Below are 19,071 nucleotides of genomic sequence, written 5' to 3' on the forward strand. Positions count from 1 at the left end.
TGCCAATGCCGACCGCATCACGCTGACAGCCAAGACCGAACTGGTGGTACAGGGCGGCGGCAGTGCCACCACCTACAACGCCAGCGGCATCACCCACGTGACCACCGGGCCGTACACCGCGCACGCGGCGAACTTCGCCCATATGGGGCCCAAGAGCCTGGCCGGGACCTTCCCCGAGCCGCCCAAGCCGGGCAAGGGCAGCCTGGAGCTGTTCAATAAGTACGCCACCCTTGAAGGCGTCAAGGAAGGCGACTTCGAGGTAGTCGACGCGATGGGCACCCGCCTCCCGGGTGCACTTGATGCCAAGGGCTTCATGAGTGTGGCCGGCGCTGCGTCGGGGCCCGTCAGTGTGCGATTCGGCCGTGACCCTGCGGACACCTGGAGTGTTGGCAGCTACTTCGCCACACCGGCCAAGCCCATTGTGCCGCGTGGCGAAAATGTCGCGGCGCAAGCCAAGACGCTGGCGAGTGCTGCAATGGGGGCGATGCATGCCGTGAAAGGCGGCGTGCAGGCCGTGCAACAGGTGCAGACCACCGTACAGGCCGCGAGCAAAGGCGTGCCGCAGTTGCTGATGGCGGCCGCACCCTCTGCCGTCGAGCTGTTGGGTACCGCGAAAAGGGCGAGTGACCTGCCAGGTCTGCCCGCGATGTTGTCCTCTACCTCTTCTTTTGAAACCCCGGCGTTGCTGATGGGCGAGATGCTGTCATGACCACTGAAAGTACGGCTGCAAACCATCGTGAACCTCAGGTAGCCATCGTCCCACTGGATCAGGTGGCCCTTGAAGACATGGGCCTGGCGGCGGCGCATATCGATGATTGGCTGCGCGCAATCAGCGACGACATGATCACCCTTGAGCGGCTGCAGCATTTTGCCGGTTGTGTGCCGGTGATCGGCAACATCATGGCGCTGGTCGATACGCTCAGTGACATCGTCACCTTGAGCGAAAGCGTCGAGGTGGACCCGCTGGTCTGGGTCAGCCTTGGGATCAACCTTATCGGCGTGATTCCCGCCCCACCCAACATGGCAGCCGCACGCATGACCCTGCGCCCGATGCTGGCGCTGGCGCGTCAGCACGGCAAGAAGACACTGGGCGACGCACTGATCGCAGTGGCTGTCGGGCATTTGAACGCCTCGATCGTCGGCACCATCGACAATTTCCTCGACCAGACCGAGGGTATGCTGCCCACGCTGTTGGAGGATTGCGGCACGTTCTGCGAAGGGATGCTCAACGACCTGGCCAGCGGCCTCGACGCAATGGTCAATGGCACGTTCGATGCCCAGGGTGAGTTGGACAGCGCCGAGTTGGAGTTGAGCACGTGGTGGCACGACCCCGAGTCCACCGCCGCCAACTTCCTCAGCGCAGTGGCGAGCAGCTACAAGGCCGGGGCCAAAGGCCTGGCCAATGCGGTCGCCAAGCAGTTTGTGCCCGACAAGGCCAAGGCACTGGTAGCGCCGTACATCAGAACGCTACGGGACATGGGCCCCCGGGTGCGCCAGCAACTGAAGAAACTTGCCGACCCGAACGACCCCAACTCCCTCGAATCCCTGCGCATGGCCATGGCGGATGCGGCGGATGAATGGTGGGTTCACAACAACAGTGTGGCTGGCAACGTCAAACCCGAGGCGGTCAGTACCGTGACGTTGATAGCTGGGATGGGCGCACTGGAGGTGGTACGCCGCCAGATGCGCGGCCGGCGTCGGCCCAAGCCGCAGAAAAACGGCAGCTGTCCCGGCACTTGCAAGAGCATCAGCTTTGCCACGGGCGCGGAGTCGCTGCAGCACACCGACTTCAGCCTGCCAGGGCCGTTTGCGTTGGAGTGGACCCGTACCTACTGCTCGGCACTGGAAGCCTATGACGAAGATGTGATGGGCGCGCGCTGGATCACCGAGTTCACCTCGCGGTTCGATTGTGTCGATGACGGTCTGGTGTTTCATGACGCGGATGGGCGCAGCCACGCCTACCCGATACCCACGGTCAGTGGTTTTCATTACGACTCGGTCGAGAATTTCACGCTGATTCGTACTGGCGAGCATCAGCTGTTGTTGTGCCGGGGCTACGACCGCAAGGAAACGTATGTGCGCCACGGTCAGCGCTTTGTGCTCAAGCAGGTGGTGCTGCGCAACGGCGCGGGCGTCATGCTGCACCATGAGCACCGCCACAACGACCTGCCGGTGCTGTCGGATGTGATCACCTACCAGGACGAACTGACCGACGTCCACCTGCACCTGGGCACCCTGATCGACGAGCACGGCCGTTTGACCGGCTTGTGGGAGATCCGCGACGGGCAGGTGCTGCGACAGCTGTGCGCCTACCACTACGATGCGGCCGGCGACCTGTGCCATGCGCAGGACGAACATGGCGCGGCCTGGAACTACCAGTACCAGCATCACCTGATAACGCGCTACACCGACCGCACCGGGCGCGGCATGAACCTGCAATGGCAAGGCAGTGGCGCGGATGCCAGGGCAGTACGTGAATGGGCAGACGACGGCAGCTCCGACACGCGGCTGGAGTGGGATGAGAACATCCGGCTCACCTATGTCACCGATGCGCTGGGGCATGAGACCTGGCACTACTACGACCTGCTGGGCTACACCTACCGCATCCGCCATCCGGATGATCGTAGCGAATGGTTCTTTCGCGACCAGGCCAAGAACGTCATCCGGCACGTGCACACCGATGGCAGTCAGGATCGCTACACCTATAGCGATTGTGGCGACCTGCTGCAGCACATTCGTGCCGACCACACGACAGTGCATTACGCCTATGACGACCAGAGCCAGCTGATCAAGATCCGCGATGCCGAAGGCGGCCTGTGGCTGCGCGACTACAACGAGCGCGGCCACCTGCTCGAAGCGACCGATCCGCTGGGCAACAAGACCGAGTACGCCTACACCCCAAGCGGTCTGGTAAGCGCGATCAAGGATGCCAACGGCAATGAAAAGGCCATGGAGTACAACGCCGCCGGCCAGTTGCTGAAGTACACCGACTGCTCGGGCAAGCTCAGTGCATGGGCGTACGACGACTACGGCAACCTGGTGCAGTTCACCGACGCGGCCGGGCACACGACCCAGTACGCCTACAAGGCGGGACAGCTGTCGCTGGTCACGCACCCGGACAACACCGAGGAGCGCTTCGAGCGCGATGCCGAGGGGCGTCTGCTCGCTCACCTCGACGCCCTGGACCGGTGTACCACCTGGCGCTACAACGCCGCCGGCCTGATCAGCGAGCGGGTCGATGCAGCGCAACAGACCCTGCACTACCGTTGGGATCCGGTGGGGCGGCTGGTGGCCCTGGAGAACGAAAACGAACGCCGCGCGCACTTTCACTACGACCCCATGGGCCGGTTGCTGGAAGAGCGAGGGTTTGACGGGCGCGCCACGCGCTACACCTACGAGGCGTCTACCGGCCGCTTGCACAGCACCCTTGATGGCGAGCGCAGCATCAGCCTGCGTTTCGATGCGATGGGCCGGCTTACCGAGCGCAGCGCCAGCCTCAGCAGCCAGGGCAACCTGAGCCAGCGAGAGACGTTCGCCTACGACGGTAACGGCCAGCTGATCATGGCCAGCAACGATCAGAGCCGTGTGCAGTGGTTCCATGATCCGGCCGGCAACCTGGTGCGCGAGCACCAGCATTACCTCGGGTTGCAGGCCCCGGTGGTTGCAGTGTGGAAGCACGAGTACGACGTGCTCAACCAGCGTGTGGCGACGTTGCGCCCGGACGGGCACCGCGTCAGCTGGCTGACCTACGGCAGTGGTCATTTGCTCGGCTTGCGCCTGGATGACCATGACCTGTTGAGTTATGAACGTGACGACCTGCACCGTGAGGTGGCGCGTCATCAAGGCAATCACTTGCTGCAGACCCAGCGCTGGAATCCGGTGGGGCGTCTGCAGGAGCAATTGCTGGGCCGTAGCGATGACAACAGCACGCTGCTCAAGCGTGCGTATGTGTATGACGCGGCCGGGCAACTGACCGACATCGACGATACCCGGCGCGGGCCGCTGGCCTATCGTTACGATCCGGTGGGGCGGCTGTTGCAGGCTGCCAGCCGCCTCGGTGTGGAGACCTTTGCATTCGACCCCGCAGGCAACCTGCGCGACGACAGCGTGCAGCAGGCGCACCGCCCGCTGGACCAGGACCCCAAACGCAGCAAGTTGCTGGACAACCTGCTGCGTGAGTACGCCGGTACGCATTACGCGTACGACGAGCGTGGCAACCAGATTCAGCGCTGGCACAACGGCCGCCACAGTCGCCTGCGCTGGGACCTGTTCGATCGCCTGGCGCACTTCGAGGATGCGCGACTGGCGGTGGAGTTTGCCTACGATGCACTGGGCCGGCGCCTGTTCAAGCACTCCAGCGCGCACTACAAAGCGCGCCGCGAAGCCGGCTCGCAGTGGAACCGCAACGAGCATGAGCGCAAGCAACGCGAGCTGGGGTGTGGCTTCACGCTGTACGGCTGGGATGGTGACCAGTTGGCATGGGAGAGCAGCCCGGCGCAGTACGAGGGTGACACCGGGCGCACGGTGCACTACCTGTTCGAGCCGGGCAGCTTCGTGCCGGTGGCGCAGGCGGTTCGGCATGAAGGGATTCGGTTGATTGCCCAGCCGACCTCTAGTCAGCCGTACAACATCGATGACGATCCGGTCTGGACCTTTGTGCCGCTGGCCAAGCCCTTCGCTGCGCTGGCGTGGTACCAGTGTGATCACCTGGGTACGCCTCAGGAACTGACCGATCACTTCGGCCAGGTGGCGTGGTCGGCGCAGTACAAGGCCTGGGGAGAAGTGAAGGAGCAGCGTTCGGAATGGGCGCAGCAGCAAGGGGTGAAGAACCCGATTCGCTTCCAAGGGCAGTACCACGACCATGAGACGGGCCTGCACTACAACCGGCATCGCTACTATGATCCCGGGGTGGGGCGGTTTGTCAGTAAAGACCCGATCAGTTATGCGGGTGGGTTGAATCTGTATGTGTATGCGCCGAATCCGGTTGGGTGGGTGGATCCGCTGGGGCTGGCTGGGTATCCGGTTAAAGGAAGCACAGTCGGACCTGATGTCATGAATCGAGGAGTTCATGTAAATGTCGAAAGGCCTGGTTCTCATGGACATGTCGCATTAAAGCCAGATACCACTGGGACTAAAATAGTTTTAGAACCTGCTGATCCCGCCATGCGCAAATTAAGCGCTTCTCAATGGAAAAAGGTTTGCGAGTGCGTTATTGATTATCTCGATGACTCGAAAAATCTTGCTAGGTTAAGTAAATCTGCACGAGCAGGGATTGATGCAAATCCAAAATCAAATCGAGTGCCAGAGTTTGAAAAAGTTGAGGCCATCCTGAAAAACCACCAAATTTCAGGTACCAATCCTGTAGTAGGTAAGGTCAAATGAAAAACATGATTAATACTTCTTTTTTTGAGATATTTTATACGTTTTTGGATAGGCTGAATTTTGATGGGGTAGAGTCGCTACATTTACCTGCTCTTCGCGTTGAAGTTTTGGAAGACGCTGGGTATGAAGTGTCAGGTGATAAGTTGGAGTTTCATGCTTATGAAAAAGAAATTTTTGTCCCATACCAAAAGCGTAGTGTGGGCTTGCTGCATAAGCTGTATTTTTTTGCAGATGAGAAAGTAGGTAGTGGTATAGGAGTAGGCCCTAAAGTACGATTGGCTACGCTTTTAAAGGCGTACTGGTCTTACCGTGCTTTGCCAAGAGGTGAGTCAGGACCGTTAGCGTTCTATTTTTGGGAAGATTATGAAGATGGTGCAGTAATAATTGAGGATAAGATAGTTGTTTTTTTTGGAAGCTGGAGAAAAAAAGGCGCATATGTTGTTAGCGCAATCGAAAGCGGGCTTGATGAATCGGGTAAACTTCCAGGGTTCGTGGTTGATACAGTTAAAAGAAGTATGAGTTTATACAGGGTTGACTGTGATGGGCGGCGAGAAAACGTTAAAGGTGCTCCTGTGGCTTTTTTAAGATTTGTTGATTTTATATGTAGTAAGAGGTAGGCGAAGCATTGCCGCTTCTGACGTGGCCCGCCATGTATTGAGGCGGGCAGCAATACATATTTAATGTTCTTTGGCGGCAGACTACGCCCTCAGGATGGACGTAGTATAGCCTTTTATGATCACCATTTTAGATGCCTCCTCTGTCATATGTCGAGGCCTAGTATCATTGCGTCCCATGGGAATGCGAGTCGCCCGAGTTTGTGCAGGTTAGAGATATTTTGACTAGACATCATAAACAAGGTACCAATCCGGTGGTTAGGTAAGGTGAATTTATTATGTTGAAGATTAATTTGATTAAGTTGTTTGATTTGTTTTTAAACCACGCGGTGGATGATTCTCCCGAAGTTTTTGGGCTCAAAGGATGGGGGGTGAGTGATGTTGTGATGGGCGACTATGATCTGGTAGGGTCTGTTTCAGACTTTCATTTTTATGAAAGGTGGTATTCTGTAAATTATGGTAATAAATGGGTTGATGTTAATGTAAAAAATTATTTTTTTTGCGATGAAAGGCTAGGTGTTGGATTCGAAGCTGTTGGTATAAGGCTGGTGCCGCTACTCAAGTATTATAGGAGGTTAAGGTGGGGTAATGATTTTGAGATCTATTTCTTTGATAAGGACCTAAAGGATGGAGCTGTTATTTTACAGGGTGGCAAAGTACTGAGATTTAGTCGGAAGAGTAAACGGGGTGGGTACAGAGTTGGCGCCCTCGAAAGCGATTTTTGTTCGGCTGATCGCTTCTCTGATGTATCGACGGGAATGGTGCGGGCTACAATGAATTTTTATTCTGCTGAGGAACTGCATTCAATCTCAAAAGTGGCTCGGATAGGTGCACTTTGTAAGTTGGTTGACTTTCTACGCTTCTCTTGATTTCATAGGCAGAATGACCTAGATGCACCCTCCTGATCATGGCCTCGTACCAACTCTTCCTGGAAGTATCAAGCGTGGGCATGGGCCGGGGTGAAGTTTATATTTACACAAGTAAAGTCCCCGAACTATATGAAAATTAAAATTGAAATTCCCGAATTTTTTCCAATGGCGATGATAGGCGTTTTTTTGAGGGGCTAGAATATATTTCTGTAGTGGGAGAATTCAAGGGTGTGGGTACTGATTTGATTTTGAAACTAGACCGTGAGCTGCTCTTTGTCATACATATAATAATCTATATTATCACCGGCCAGTTCATATTCGTCCTGCCTGTCCCGTATTAGAATGGAAAGGTCAAGCTGTATTTTTTAAGAATGAACCCGTTGGAAACGGACTGGATGTAGAGCCGATAGTCAGTTTGACGACATTGTTGAAGGCGTGCTGAGGTTGTCGTAAGTTTAAAAAGTCGTTAAGTAATTTGGAGTTTTAGTCAGGGTGGATCGGGCAAAGAAAATTTCTGGTGCTTATCTACGGTCGGTGGCTTTTCTTGTGCAAAGAAATAATGAATTTGTTTAGTTGCTGCTGTTTTTGGTGGGCTGGCTTTTCTAAGATGCTCCGTTTATGCGCCTCGGCGCAACAAGTTGCTGGACAACCTGTTGCGCGAGTATGCCAGTCCCCCTTACGAAAACGACGAGCGTGGCTTCACCCCAGATTCTTGCCCAACAACGCGTGATACAGCTCGCTGTCGCCCAATATCCCCACCACCTGATTCCCTTCCTGCAACACCAGCTTGTTCCCCGTCTGATACCGAATCTGCAACGCCTCGCGCATACCGATATTGGCATTCACCAGCGTCGGCTTGCGCTCCAGCCCCTCCACCGCCTCGCCGGGCGCCCAGTTCTGCAAGGCCATGCCGTTGACGCCCTGGCGCGCGCCCCTGATGGTGTTGCCCTCGGCCAGGTCCAGCCAAGAATCACCACCCGGGTCCAGGCATACCGAACCGTTGATGCGCTTGCACTTGTCCAGCGTGCGCATCAGGCTGCGCCCGCACAGCACGTTGAGCGGGTTGGTATGCGCGACGAAGGTACGCACATACTCGTCTGCCGGGTTGAGCACGATCTCCTCGGGCTTGCTGTACTGGATGATGCGCCCGTCCTTCATGATCGCGATGCGGCTGCCGAGCTTGAGGGCCTCGTCCAGGTCATGGCTGACGAACACGATGGTCTTGGCCAGCTTGCGTTGCAGCTCAAGCAGCTCGTCCTGCAGGCCCTGGCGGATCAGCGGGTCGAGCGCCGAGAACGGTTCGTCCATCAGCAGGATGTCGGCGTCCATCGCCAGCGCCCGGGCCAGGCCCACGCGCTGCTGCATGCCGCCCGACAGCTCGTCGGGCTTCTTGTTGCGCCACTGGGTCAGGCCCACCAGCTCGAGCTTCTCGTCCACCAGCTTGCGCCGCTCCTTCTCGGGCCGGCCCTGCATCTCCAGGCCGAAACTGATGTTCTCGCGTACCGTCAGCCAGGGCATCAGGGCGAACTTCTGGAACACCATGGCGATACGCTGGGTGCGCATCATCTTCAGCTCGGCCGGGGTGCAGTGGGCAATGTCGATCTGTGCGCCTTCATGCTCGACGAACAGCTTGCCGCGGCTCACCGTGTTCAGGCCGTTGATGCAGCGCAGCAGGCTCGACTTGCCTGAACCCGACAGGCCCATCAGCACGCAGATCTCGCCCTTGTTGATGTCCAGGCTGGCTTTCTCGACGCCGACCACCAGACCGGTCTTCTTCAGGATCTGTTCACGCGTGAGGCCCTGGTCCAGCAGGCTGAGCGCCTCACGCGGGTGGCGCGAGAAGATCACGTCGACCTCTTCGAAGCGAATGATGCTCATGCTTCACTCCTTGCCGGTGCGTCCGGTTGCTTGCAGATACGGTCGAGCATGATCGCCAGCAGCACGATCGCCAGCCCCGCCTCGAAGCCCAGCGCGATATCGGCGGTGTTGAGTGCGTTGACCACCGGTTTGCCCAGACCATCGGCGCCCACCAGCGCGGCGATCACCACCATCGACAGCGACAGCATGATGCACTGGGTGACCCCCGCCGCGATGCTGGGCATGGCATGCGGCAGTTCGATGCGCGAGAGCAGCTGGCGCCGCGAGCAGCCGAACGCCTTGCCGGCATCCAGCAGTTCCTGCGGCACGTCGCGGATGCCCAGGTAGGTCAGGCGGATGGGCGCGGCAATCGCGAACACCACCGTCGAGATCAGCCCCGGCACCACGCCCAGGCCGAACAGGGTCAGGGTCGGGATCAGGTACACGAACGTGGGCACCGTCTGCATCAGGTCGAGTACCGGGCGCATGGCGGTGTAGAACATCGGCTTGTGTGCCGCCAGGATGCCCAGCGGCACGCCGATGGCCACGCACACGAAGGTGGCGAACAGCACCTGGGCCAGGGTTTCCATGGTTTCCTGCCAGTAGCCGAGGTTGAGAATCAGCAGGAACGACAGCGCGCAGAATACGGTGAGCGCCCATTTGCGCTGGATCAGGTGAGCGATCAGGGCCACCAGGGCAATCAGGACGAATGGGTTGAACCAGGTCAGCGCCCCGGTCACCCCGTGAATCATGAACTCCAGCGCCTCGGCGAAGGCGTCGAAGTAGTTGGCGCCGTGTTGCGTCAACCACTCGACGAAGGCCGCGATGTGCTGGCCCAGGGGTATTTTTTGATCGATCAGCATGATAGCGAGCGTCCACCTGCAAGGGATTGGAAACAACCCGCGCCGGGCAATCGCCCCCCGGCGCGGGGCGTGCTTACTGCGTCAGCTTGGCCTTGGCCGCCTCCAGGCCCGGTTTGCCATCCACGGTGGTCACGCCGGCCAGCCAGGTGTCGAGCACCTGCGGGTTCTGCTTGAGCCAGGCCTTGGCGGCGGCGTCGGGCTTGACCTTGTCGTCGAGCACCTTGCCCATCAGGGTGCTTTCCATGTCCAGGGTGAAGGAGAGGTTCTTGAGCAACTGGCCGACGTTGCTGCACTCCTGGCTGTAGCCCTTGCGCGTGTTGGTGAGCACGGTGGCCTTGCCGTAGTCGGGGCCGAAGAAGTCGTCGCCGCCTTCGAGGTATTTCATCTTGAAGCGCGTGTTCATCGGGTGCGGTTCCCAGCCGAGGAACACCACGTCGGTGCCACGGCGCTGGGCGCGGTCGACTTGCGCGAGCATGCCGGCCTCGCTCGACTCCACCACCTTGAAGCCGGCGTCCTTCAAGCCGAAGGCATTCTTGTCGATCATGCTCTGGATGGTGCGGTTGCCGTCGTTGCCCGGCTCGATGCCGTAGATCTTGCCGTCCAGCTCCTTCTTGAATTTCGCGATGTCGGCGAAGTTCTTCAGGCCCTTGTCATACAGCGCCTGGGGCACGGCCAGGGTGTACTTGGCATTCTCCAGGTTGGCACGCACGGTCTCGACGGTGCCGGCATCGCGGTACGGCTTGATGTCGTTTTCCATGGTCGGCATCCAGTTGCCGAGGAACACGTCCATGTTCTTGCCGTCGGCCAGCGACTTGTAGGTCACCGGTACCGAGATCATGGTGGTGCGGGTCTTGTAGCCGAGCGCTTGGAGCACCGCACTGGTGACTGCAGTGGTCACGGTGATGTCGGTCCAGCCGACGTCGGAGAAGTTGACGGTGTGGCACTGCTCGGGCTCCACGGCCTGGGCCAGCGCCGGCAGGCTCAGCAGCGCGGCCAGCAACAGCGGGGGTGAACCTTTCATGGTGGACTCCTGGTTTTTTTCGGATGTCCCACGGGACAGGGGCCGTGCAATCGAGTCGGTACCGATCATCTAACAGCGAAAATCAAACGCCTACCGGGTGCGTCGTATCCAGTACAGGCAGGGTCGCATCCAGTGCCAATGAGGTCGCTTACAGTGTCGTCGGCCTCGAAAAACGCGGTTCTGGCGCATGTGCACCGCAAAAAAACGGCGCAGGTCCTGCCCTGGCAACGGGCGGCGCTGCTGGACAAGAGCGCGTCGGTTGCAGACGTCGTGGTCGCTGACAAAAGCCTGATGATGCGCGAAACCGGCGGATTGCCGCCTTTTCAGCGTAGCAGCCAGAGGTACGCGGCATGGCCATCAGTGTGTTCGACCTGTTCAAGATCGGTGTCGGCCCTTCAAGCTCGCACACCGTCGGCCCGATGCGCGCCGCAGCGCTGTTCGTGCAGGGGCTGCGCGAGCGCAACCTGCTGGCCCGAGTGCGGCGTATCGAGGTGCGCCTGTACGGCTCGCTGTCGGCCACCGGCATCGGTCACGGCAGTGACAACGCGGTGATCATGGGCCTGATGGGCGAATGGCCGGACGCCATCGACCCGGCGCAGATCGCCCCGCGCATCGCCACGCTGCGCGAAACCGACAGCCTGCTGCTGGACGGACGCTGGCCGGTCGGCTTCGTCTGGGCCCGCGACATGCGCCTGCTGGACGAGAACCTGCCGTACCACCCCAACGCCCTGACCCTGATCGCCGAGGGCGAGCAGGGCGAGCTGCACCGCGATACCTACTACTCGGTGGGCGGCGGCTTCGTGGTGGACGCGGCGCAGGCGGCCAGCGGTGTGCTGGACGCCGACACCACCGTGCTGCCCTACGACTTCAACAGTGCCGTGGAACTGCTGGATTTGTGCCGGCAGCACGACCTGCGCGTGTCGCAACTGATGCTGGAGAACGAAAAGGTGTGGCGCAGCGAGGCTGAAATCCGTGCCGGGCTCATGACCCTGTGGCGGGCCATGCAGGCCTGTGTCGAAAACGGCCTGCGCCACGAGGGCATCCTGCCGGGCGGGCTCAATGTGCGCCGCCGCGCGGCACGCCTGCACCGCAGCCTGCAGGAGCTGGGCAAGCCCAACGTGATCGGCTCCACCCTCAGTGCCATGGAGTGGGTCAACCTGTATGCGCTGGCGGTCAACGAGGAAAATGCCGCAGGCGGGCGCATGGTCACCGCCCCCACCAACGGCGCGGCAGGCATCATCCCGGCGGTGCTGCACTACTACATGCGCTTCAGCGACGAGGTCAGCGAAGCCAGCGTGGTGGACTTCTTTCTGGGCGCGGCGGCGGTGGGCATCCTGTGCAAGAAGAACGCGTCGATCTCCGGCGCCGAAGTCGGCTGCCAGGGCGAGGTCGGCTCGGCCTGCGCAATGGCGGCGGCGGGCCTGGCCGAAGTGCTCGGGGCCACCCCGGCGCAACTTGAGAACGCCGCCGAGATCGGCCTGGAACACAACCTGGGGCTGACCTGCGATCCGGTTGGCGGGCTGGTGCAGGTGCCATGCATCGAGCGCAACGCGATTGCCGCGGTCAAGGCGATCAACGCCGCGCAGATGGCCTTGCGCGGTGACGGCGAGCACTTCATCTCCCTCGACCGGGTGATCCGCACCATGCGCGACACCGGCGCCGACATGCACGACAAGTACAAGGAAACCTCTCGCGGCGGCCTGGCGGTGAACGCCATCGAATGCTGAGGCGTGGCTGCGCCGTTTTGGTCCACTACCTTGAGCGAGCGCTGCGTTTTGACGCACCCCGGCCGATGGCGATTCACTGGCCACGCCACCCCTTCCAGCACGCGCGGTGACACCGCGCGTTGTCGTTTCTGGGCATCCTTCCCACAAGTGCTACCCAATTTCACAACGGGACTACAGACAGGCTTTGGCCCGGCCTTTTGCGTTTAAAAGCGACCCTGCGGGCGTGGGCGAACTAGACACATCGCGATGTCGTTTTCAGGTGTTGTTGAATGCGTATTCAAGTTTGGGCATGGCATTTGCGTTGGGTTTGGCAAAGCCCCTGCAATCGAACCGGGGCCATGACAAAAAGCCCGAGCCTGAGGCACACCCTGCATTGTGTGAGGAGAGATCGCGATGACGTCGTACAACTCCGCAACCCCAAACCAGAACCGCACCCCCCAATCCATCGGTTTCCTGCTGCTGGACAACTTCACGCTGATCTCCCTGGCCTCCGCGGTCGAGCCGCTGCGCATGGCCAACCAGTTGTCGGGTCGCGAGCTGTATCGCTGGAGCACACTGAGCGTGGATGGCGGTCAGGTGTGGGCCAGCGACGGCCTGCAGATCACTCCCGATTCGGCGATGCATGCGGCGCCGGCGATGGACACCGTGATCGTGTGTGGCGGCATCGGCATCCAGCGCACCGTGACCCGTGAACACGTGACCTGGCTGCAGAGCCAGGCCCGCCAGTCGCGCCGACTGGGGGCGGTGTGTACCGGCAGCTGGGCGCTGGCCTGTGCGGGGCTGCTCGATGGCTTCGATTGCAGCGTGCACTGGGAGTGCCTGGCCGCGATGCAGGAGGCCTTCCCGCGGGTGAGCATGAGCACGCGCCTGTTTACCCTGGACCGCAACCGCTTCACCAGCTCGGGCGGCACCGCGCCGCTGGACATGATGCTGCACCTGATCAGTCGCGATCATGGCCGCGAGCTGTCGGCGGCGATCTCGGAGATGTTCGTGTACGAGCGTATCCGCAACGAGCAGGACCACCAGCGCGTGCCGCTCAAGCACATGCTCGGTACCAACCAGCCCAAGCTGCAGGAAATCGTGGCGCTGATGGAGGCCAACCTCGAAGAGCCGATCGACCTGGACGAACTGGCGGTGTACGTGGCGGTGTCGCGGCGCCAGCTGGAGCGGTTGTTCCAGAAGTACCTGCATTGTTCGCCGTCGCGCTATTACCTGAAGCTGCGGCTGATTCGTGCGCGGCAGCTGCTCAAGCAGACGCCGATGTCGATCATCGAGGTGGCATCGGTGTGCGGGTTCGTGTCCACGCCGCACTTTTCCAAGTGCTACCGGGAATACTTCGGGATACCGCCGCGTGATGAGCGGGTAGGCTCGAACACGGCCCAGCAGGTGGCGATGATGCCGCTGCCGCAGGCGCTGGTGCTGTCGCCGCTGGCCGGGCCGATGTCGGCGCTGAGTCAGGCGCGCAATGAGTCGACGTTTGCCAGTGTGAGGCTGTAGACCAGGCCGACCGCATCGCAGGTCAAGCCCGCTCCCACCGGTACATCGCTGCTCTGAAGGGCAGTGAAGCGCCTGTGGGAGCGGGCTTGACCCGCGATGGGGTCAACCGTGAAGGCTTTTGTGGTTCGCCAGCGCCGGCAGCAACTGCTTGTCGATCGCCTGGCGCACCGCCGGCAGTATCGTCGCGCTGCCGGTGTACAACTGCTCCACCAGGCCGCGCAGGGCCCGGGCGCGTTCCGCGCTCAAGCCGCGTACCGCACATTCGCAGGCCTGCTCGGCGCTAGCGCCGGCAGGCATCTCGAAGCCCAGGGCGCGCAGTTGGCCCAGCAGGTCGTCCTGATCGATCAAATCGGCGTGCATCATGGCGGTTGTCCTTGTTCGAGGCGAAGGGTGCCCCGATTCTGGGAGCGCTGCGCGGTGGCGACAAGGGGCATGGCCGGCATACCTATGAACAGGTCGTTTTTGGCTAGATCAGTGACGTGCGCAGGCGCCCTCAGCCGCGCTTGAGCAGCGCCGCACAGGCGCTCTTGTAGGCCTCATGCTGATACTTGTTCAGCGTTCCCGGCAGCTCGAGATTGTGCTTCTTGGCCTGGGCGCTGACGGTCTGCGGCGACACCAGCTCCACCGTGCAGTTGTCCAGCAACTGCAGCACGCCCTCGATCTTGAAGGTGGTCGGGCCGCCGGCAAAGTCGCCCTTCTTGCTGCGCTTCTTGATCGCCAGTTGCCCGATGCCATGCTCGCTGACAAAGGCTCTGACCTGTGCGGCGAATGCCTTTACCTGGGCGGCATCCTCGTCATCCTCCAGGCCGATCTTCTTGGTGGCCACGCCAACGTGCACGGGCTGGCCGGCGTCCAGGCTGGCCACGGCCAGCAGGGCTTCGCTGCCCTTGATTTCGATGCCGCAGATTTTCATGGGTTGCCTCAATCGGAGTTTTGCAGGCCAAGGGACTGCAGGTATTCGGAGCGGTCGTCGCTGCGTTGCGCCAGGCAGGTGTTCAGTGCGGCGTCGTACTCCTTGCCCGGTGTGCTGTCGAAGGTCTCGACCTTGCAGTCGGCGTCGCGTACTTGCTTCCACAGGTTCTGGGCGGCGTTCAGGCGGCTGCTCAGTTCGGTGATCTTCGCACCCTGGCCGGCATACTGTTCCTTGATGCGTTCGAGCAGGTCGCCGAAGGCGGCGTTCAGCTCGCGTTCGGCAACCGTACGGCTGTAGGCGGCGCAGGCGTAGTTCTGCTGGGCCGTCTCGACGTTGTCGCACGGGGTGGGAGCGTCACTTTCCTCGGCCTGTGCGCCCAGCGCCACAGCCGCAAGCACAAGCCATACCAGCGATTTCATCTACAGAGTCTCCCACCAGGGTGCGCGTAAAGGATCCGCGATTCTCGCAAAGCACCGTAGCAAAGAACAGCATGGCGAGCGGGCAATCGTCGACACTGTTCGGCACCTTCCCGACGGGTGCCGCCCGGGCCCTTTGTCGCACCTTGACGTTTTCGGCAATTCCCCTGTCGTTTTTGCATCCTGGCGACCTGGCGCCTAGGCATATGCTGGCCCCAAAGCGCCGGCAGACGATTCGGCGCCGCAACGTCATACAAGGGGACAGCCTGATGAGCCCGGCCGAATTGCACGCAGACAGCATCGTTATCGACGGGCTGATCATCGCCAAGTGGAACCGCGAGCTGTTCGAGGACATGCGCAAGGGCGGCCTCACTGCCGCCAACTGCACTGTCTCGGTGTGGGAGGGCTTTCAGGCCACCATCAACAGCATCGTCGCCAGCCAGAAGCTGATTCGCGAAAACAGCGACCTGGTACTGCCGGTACGCACTACCGCCGACATCCGCAAGGCCAAGGAGCAGGGCAAGACCGGCATCCTCTTCGGCTTCCAGAACGCCCATGCCTTCGAGGACCAGCTCGGCTACGTGGAGATCTTCAAGCAGCTGGGCGTGGGCATCGTGCAGATGTGCTACAACACCCAGAACCTGGTGGGTACCGGCTGCTATGAGCGCGACGGCGGGTTGTCCGGCTTCGGTCGCGAAATCGTCGCCGAGATGAACCGCGTGGGGGTCATGTGCGACCTGTCCCACGTCGGCTCCCGAACCAGCGAGGAAGTCATCCTCGAATCGAAAAAACCGGTGTGCTATTCCCACTGCCTGCCCTCCGGGCTCAAGGAGCACCCGCGCAACAAGTCCGATGCCGAATTGAAGTTCATCGCCGACCATGGCGGCTTTGTCGGCGTGACCATGTTCGCGCCGTTTCTGGCCAAGGGTATCGACGCGACCATCGACGACTACGCCGAGGCCATCGAATACACCATGAACCTGGTGGGTGAAGACGCCATCGGCATCGGCACCGACTTCACCCAGGGCCACGGCCAGGACTTCTTCGAGTACCTGACCCACGACAAGGGCTATGCGCGCCGCCTCACCAGCTTCGGCAAGATCATCAACCCGCTGGGCATCCGCACCGTGGGCGAATTTCCCAACCTCACCGAAACCCTGCTCAAGCGCGGCCACCCCGAGCGGATGGTGCGCAAGATCATGGGCGAGAACTGGGTCAATGTCCTGAAAGACGTCTGGGGCGAGTAACCCCACGCCTCACCCAGCCGCATCCTTTTTCTTTTATGGAGTTCAGTTTCCATGGCCAAGATCGCCCCGCAATTGCCCATCGAAGTCGACAGCGAAACCGGTGTGTGGACCAGCGACGCGCTGCCGATGCTGTACGTGCCGCGACATTTCTTCGTCAACAACCACATGGGCATTGAAGAGGTGTTGGGCGCCGACGCCTACGCCGAGATTCTGTACAAGGCCGGCTACAAGTCGGCCTGGCACTGGTGCGAGAAGGAGGCCGAATGCCACGGCCTGCAGGGCGTGGCGGTGTTCGAGCACTACATGAAGCGCCTGTCGCAACGCGGCTGGGGGCTGTTCACGATCCAGGACATCGACCTCGACAGGGGTACCGCCAGCGTCAGGCTCGAACACTCGGCCTTCGTCTATGTGTACGGCAAGGTCGGGCGCAAGGTCGACTACATGTTCACCGGCTGGTTCGCCGGCGCCATGGACCAGATCCTGGCGGCCCGCGGCAGCCCCCTTCGCACGGTCGCCGAGCAGGTCTACGGCGGTTCGGAACACGGCCACGACGACGGCCTGTTCATCGTCAAGCCCCTGTAAGTCGAGGAACCCGCCATGGCTTTCGAAGCAATGTTCCAGCCGCTGCAGATCGGCAAGCTGACCATCCGCAACCGGGTACTGAGCACCGCACACGCCGAGGTGTACGCCACCGACGGCGGCATGACCACCGAGCGCTACGTGAAGTACTACGAAGAGAAGGCCAAAGGCGGTATCGGCCTGGCCATCTGCGGTGGTTCGTCGGTAGTGGCCATCGACAGCCCGCAGCAGTGGTGGGCCTCGGTCAACCTGGCCACCGACCGCATCATCCCGCACTTCCAGAACCTGGCCGACGCCATGCACAAGCACGGCGCCAAGATCATGATCCAGATTACCCACATGGGCCGGCGCTCGCGCTGGGACGGCTATCACTGGCCGACCCTGATGTCGCCCTCGGGCATCCGCGAACCGGTGCACCGCGCCACCTGCAAGACCATCGAGCCGGAGGAGATCTGGCGCGTGATCGGCAACTACGCGCAGGCCGCGCGCCGCGCAAAGGAAGGCGGGCTGGACGGGGTGGAACTGTCGGCAGTGCACCAGCACATGATCGACCAGTTCTGGAGCCCGCGGGTCAACAAGCGCACCGATGAATGGGGCGGCAGCTTCGAGAACCGCATGCGCTTCGGCCTGGAAGTGCTCAAGGCGGTGCGCGAGGAAGTCGGCCCCGACTTCTGCGTGGGCATGCGCATCTGCGGCGACGAGTTCCACCCCGATGGCCTCAGCCACGAGGACATGAAGGAAATCGCCAGGTACTACGACGCTACCGGCATGCTGGACTTCTTCGGCGTGATCGGCTCGGGCTGCGACACCCACAACACCCTGGCCAACGTGATCCCCAACATGAGCTTCCCGCCCGAGCCGTTCCTGCACCTGGCGGCGGGCATCAAGGAGGTGGTGAGCGTGCCGGTGATGCACGCGCAGAACATCAAGGACCCCAACCAGGCCACGCGCATTCTGGAGGGCGGCTACGTGGACATGGTCGGCATGACCCGCGCGCACATCGCCGACCCGCACCTGATCGCCAAGATCAAGATGGGCCAGATCGACCAGATCAAGCAGTGCGTGGGCGCCAACTACTGCATCGACCGCCAGTACCAGGGCCTGGACGTGCTGTGCATCCAGAACGCCGCCACTTCGCGGGAATACATGGGCGTGCCGCACATCATCGAGAAATCCACCGGCCCCAGACGCAAGGTGGTGGTGGTCGGTGCCGGCCCGGCCGGCATGGAGGCGGCGCGGGTGGCGGCCGAGCGTGGGCATGACGTGACCCTGTTCGAGAAGAAGGAGGCGATCGGCGGGCAGATCAGCATCGCCGCCAAGGCTCCGCAACGCGACCAGATCGCCGGCATCACGCGCTGGTACCAGCTGGAGCTGGCGCGGCTGAAGGTCGACCTGCGCCTGGGTACGGCGGCGGACGTCGACACCCTCATGGACCTGCGCCCCGACGTGGTGGTGCTGGCGGTGGGCGGGCACCCGTTCATCGAGCAGAACGAGCACTGGGGCGCGGCCGAGGGCCTGGTGGTCAGCAGCTGGGACGTGCTCGACGGCACGGTGGCGCCGGGCAAGACCGCGCTGGTGTACGACACCATCTGCGAATTCACCGGCATGTCGGTGGCGGATTTTCTGGCCGACAAGGGCAGCCAGGTGGAGATCGTCACCGACGACATCAAGCCGGGAGTGGCGATTGGCGGCACCTCGTTCCCCACCTACTACCGCAGCCTGTACCCCAAGGAAGTGATCATGACCGGCGACCTGATGCTGGAGAAGGTCTACCGCGAGGGCGACAAGTTGGTGGCAGTGCTGGAGAACGAATACACCGGGGCACGGGAGGAGCGGGTGGTCGACCAGGTGGTGATCGAGAACGGTGTGCGCCCCGACGAGACCCTGTACTACGCACTCAAGGAGGGCTCGCGCAACAAGGGCCAGATCGATGTGGAGGCGCTGTTCGCGATTGAGCCGCAGCCGATATTGAGCCAGCCGGGGGAGGGGTACCTGCTGTACCGGATCGGCGATTGCGTGGCGCAGCGCAACACCCATGCGGCGATCTACGACGCCTTGCGCCTGTGCAAGGATTTCTGATCGCTCT

General features: G+C 61.2%; 15 protein-coding genes. 9 read left to right on the plus strand and 6 right to left on the minus strand.

Annotated elements, in window-relative coordinates:
* From NP552_RS23815 to NP552_RS23830, 4 genes are all read left to right on the plus strand, one after another.
* Positions 1–709 (plus strand): DUF2345 domain-containing protein (locus NP552_RS23815; protein WP_274097211.1); only part of this gene is annotated, 709 nt, incomplete at its 5' end.
* Entirely contained in the window at positions 706–5,382 is a 4,677-nt protein-coding gene (locus NP552_RS23820; protein WP_274097212.1) for an RHS repeat-associated core domain-containing protein, read from the plus strand. The genes NP552_RS23815 and NP552_RS23820, both read left to right, overlap by 4 nt.
* The gene (locus NP552_RS23825; protein WP_274097213.1) at positions 5,379–5,999 is read left to right on the plus strand and encodes a hypothetical protein; all 621 of its coding nucleotides are present in this window, start codon (positions 5,379–5,381) and stop codon (positions 5,997–5,999) included. The genes NP552_RS23820 and NP552_RS23825 overlap by 4 nt, the downstream gene beginning before the upstream one ends.
* A gap of 275 nt (positions 6,000–6,274) precedes the next feature.
* Positions 6,275–6,865 (plus strand): hypothetical protein, encoded by a 591-nt coding sequence (locus tag NP552_RS23830; RefSeq protein WP_156326268.1) that lies wholly within the window; start codon positions 6,275–6,277, stop codon positions 6,863–6,865.
* 699 nt (positions 6,866–7,564) lie between these two features.
* On the opposite strand, the gene choV is transcribed toward NP552_RS23830, so the two are convergent.
* The 3 genes from choV to NP552_RS23845 form a co-directional block, all read right to left on the minus strand.
* On the minus strand, positions 7,565–8,743 hold the full coding sequence (choV, locus tag NP552_RS23835) for a choline ABC transporter ATP-binding protein (RefSeq protein WP_043860366.1): 1,179 nt from the start codon (positions 8,741–8,743) through the stop codon (positions 7,565–7,567).
* Positions 8,740–9,588, minus strand: coding sequence for a choline ABC transporter permease subunit (gene choW, locus NP552_RS23840; RefSeq protein WP_173925098.1), 849 nt, complete (start codon positions 9,586–9,588; stop codon positions 8,740–8,742). Before choW ends, choV begins: the two co-directional genes overlap by 4 nt.
* A 70-nt stretch (positions 9,589–9,658) precedes the next feature.
* Entirely contained in the window at positions 9,659–10,606 is a 948-nt protein-coding gene (locus NP552_RS23845) for a choline ABC transporter substrate-binding protein (RefSeq protein ID WP_043860364.1), read from the minus strand.
* A 350-nt stretch (positions 10,607–10,956) separates the two neighbouring features.
* Between NP552_RS23845 and NP552_RS23850 the strand changes: the two genes are divergently transcribed.
* Complete coding sequence (locus tag NP552_RS23850; protein WP_054916697.1) at positions 10,957–12,333, plus strand: L-serine ammonia-lyase; 1,377 nt, start codon at positions 10,957–10,959, stop codon at positions 12,331–12,333.
* 393 nt (positions 12,334–12,726) lie between these two features.
* Positions 12,727–13,830, plus strand: a complete 1,104-nt coding sequence (locus tag NP552_RS23855; protein WP_043860362.1) for a GlxA family transcriptional regulator — start codon at positions 12,727–12,729, stop codon at positions 13,828–13,830.
* Between the two features lie 102 nt (positions 13,831–13,932).
* On the opposite strand, the gene NP552_RS23860 is transcribed toward NP552_RS23855, so the two are convergent.
* The 3 genes from NP552_RS23860 to NP552_RS23870 form a co-directional block, all read right to left on the minus strand.
* Positions 13,933–14,193, minus strand: coding sequence for a hypothetical protein (locus tag NP552_RS23860; protein WP_043860361.1), 261 nt, complete (start codon positions 14,191–14,193; stop codon positions 13,933–13,935).
* Positions 14,194–14,323: 130 nt separating this feature from the next.
* Positions 14,324–14,743: a DUF3010 family protein gene (locus tag NP552_RS23865; protein ID WP_043860360.1), complete on the minus strand. Its 420-nt coding sequence runs from the start codon at positions 14,741–14,743 to the stop codon at positions 14,324–14,326.
* Positions 14,744–14,751: 8 nt separating this feature from the next.
* Positions 14,752–15,162, minus strand: coding sequence for a lysozyme inhibitor LprI family protein (locus NP552_RS23870; RefSeq protein WP_043860359.1), 411 nt, complete (start codon positions 15,160–15,162; stop codon positions 14,752–14,754).
* 266 nt (positions 15,163–15,428) lie between these two features.
* Between NP552_RS23870 and NP552_RS23875 the strand changes: the two genes are divergently transcribed.
* Genes NP552_RS23875 through dgcA form a run of 3 tightly spaced genes read left to right on the plus strand, consistent with a single transcriptional unit; the run spans position 15,429 to position 19,064 of the window.
* On the plus strand, positions 15,429–16,406 hold the full coding sequence (locus tag NP552_RS23875) for a dipeptidase (RefSeq protein ID WP_274097214.1): 978 nt from the start codon (positions 15,429–15,431) through the stop codon (positions 16,404–16,406).
* Between the two features lie 51 nt (positions 16,407–16,457).
* The gene (locus tag NP552_RS23880; RefSeq protein WP_054916693.1) at positions 16,458–16,988 is read left to right on the plus strand and encodes a 4-vinyl reductase; all 531 of its coding nucleotides are present in this window, start codon (positions 16,458–16,460) and stop codon (positions 16,986–16,988) included.
* Positions 16,989–17,003: 15 nt separating this feature from the next.
* A complete protein-coding gene (gene dgcA, locus NP552_RS23885) occupies positions 17,004–19,064 on the plus strand; it encodes a dimethylglycine demethylation protein DgcA (protein WP_274097215.1) in 2,061 nt (686 codons plus the stop codon).
* Positions 19,065–19,071: the final 7 nt, after the last annotated feature.

It is taken from the genome of Pseudomonas sp. 8209, from assembly GCF_028682105.1.
GTDB classification, from domain to species: Bacteria; Pseudomonadota; Gammaproteobacteria; order Pseudomonadales; family Pseudomonadaceae; genus Aquipseudomonas; species Aquipseudomonas palmensis.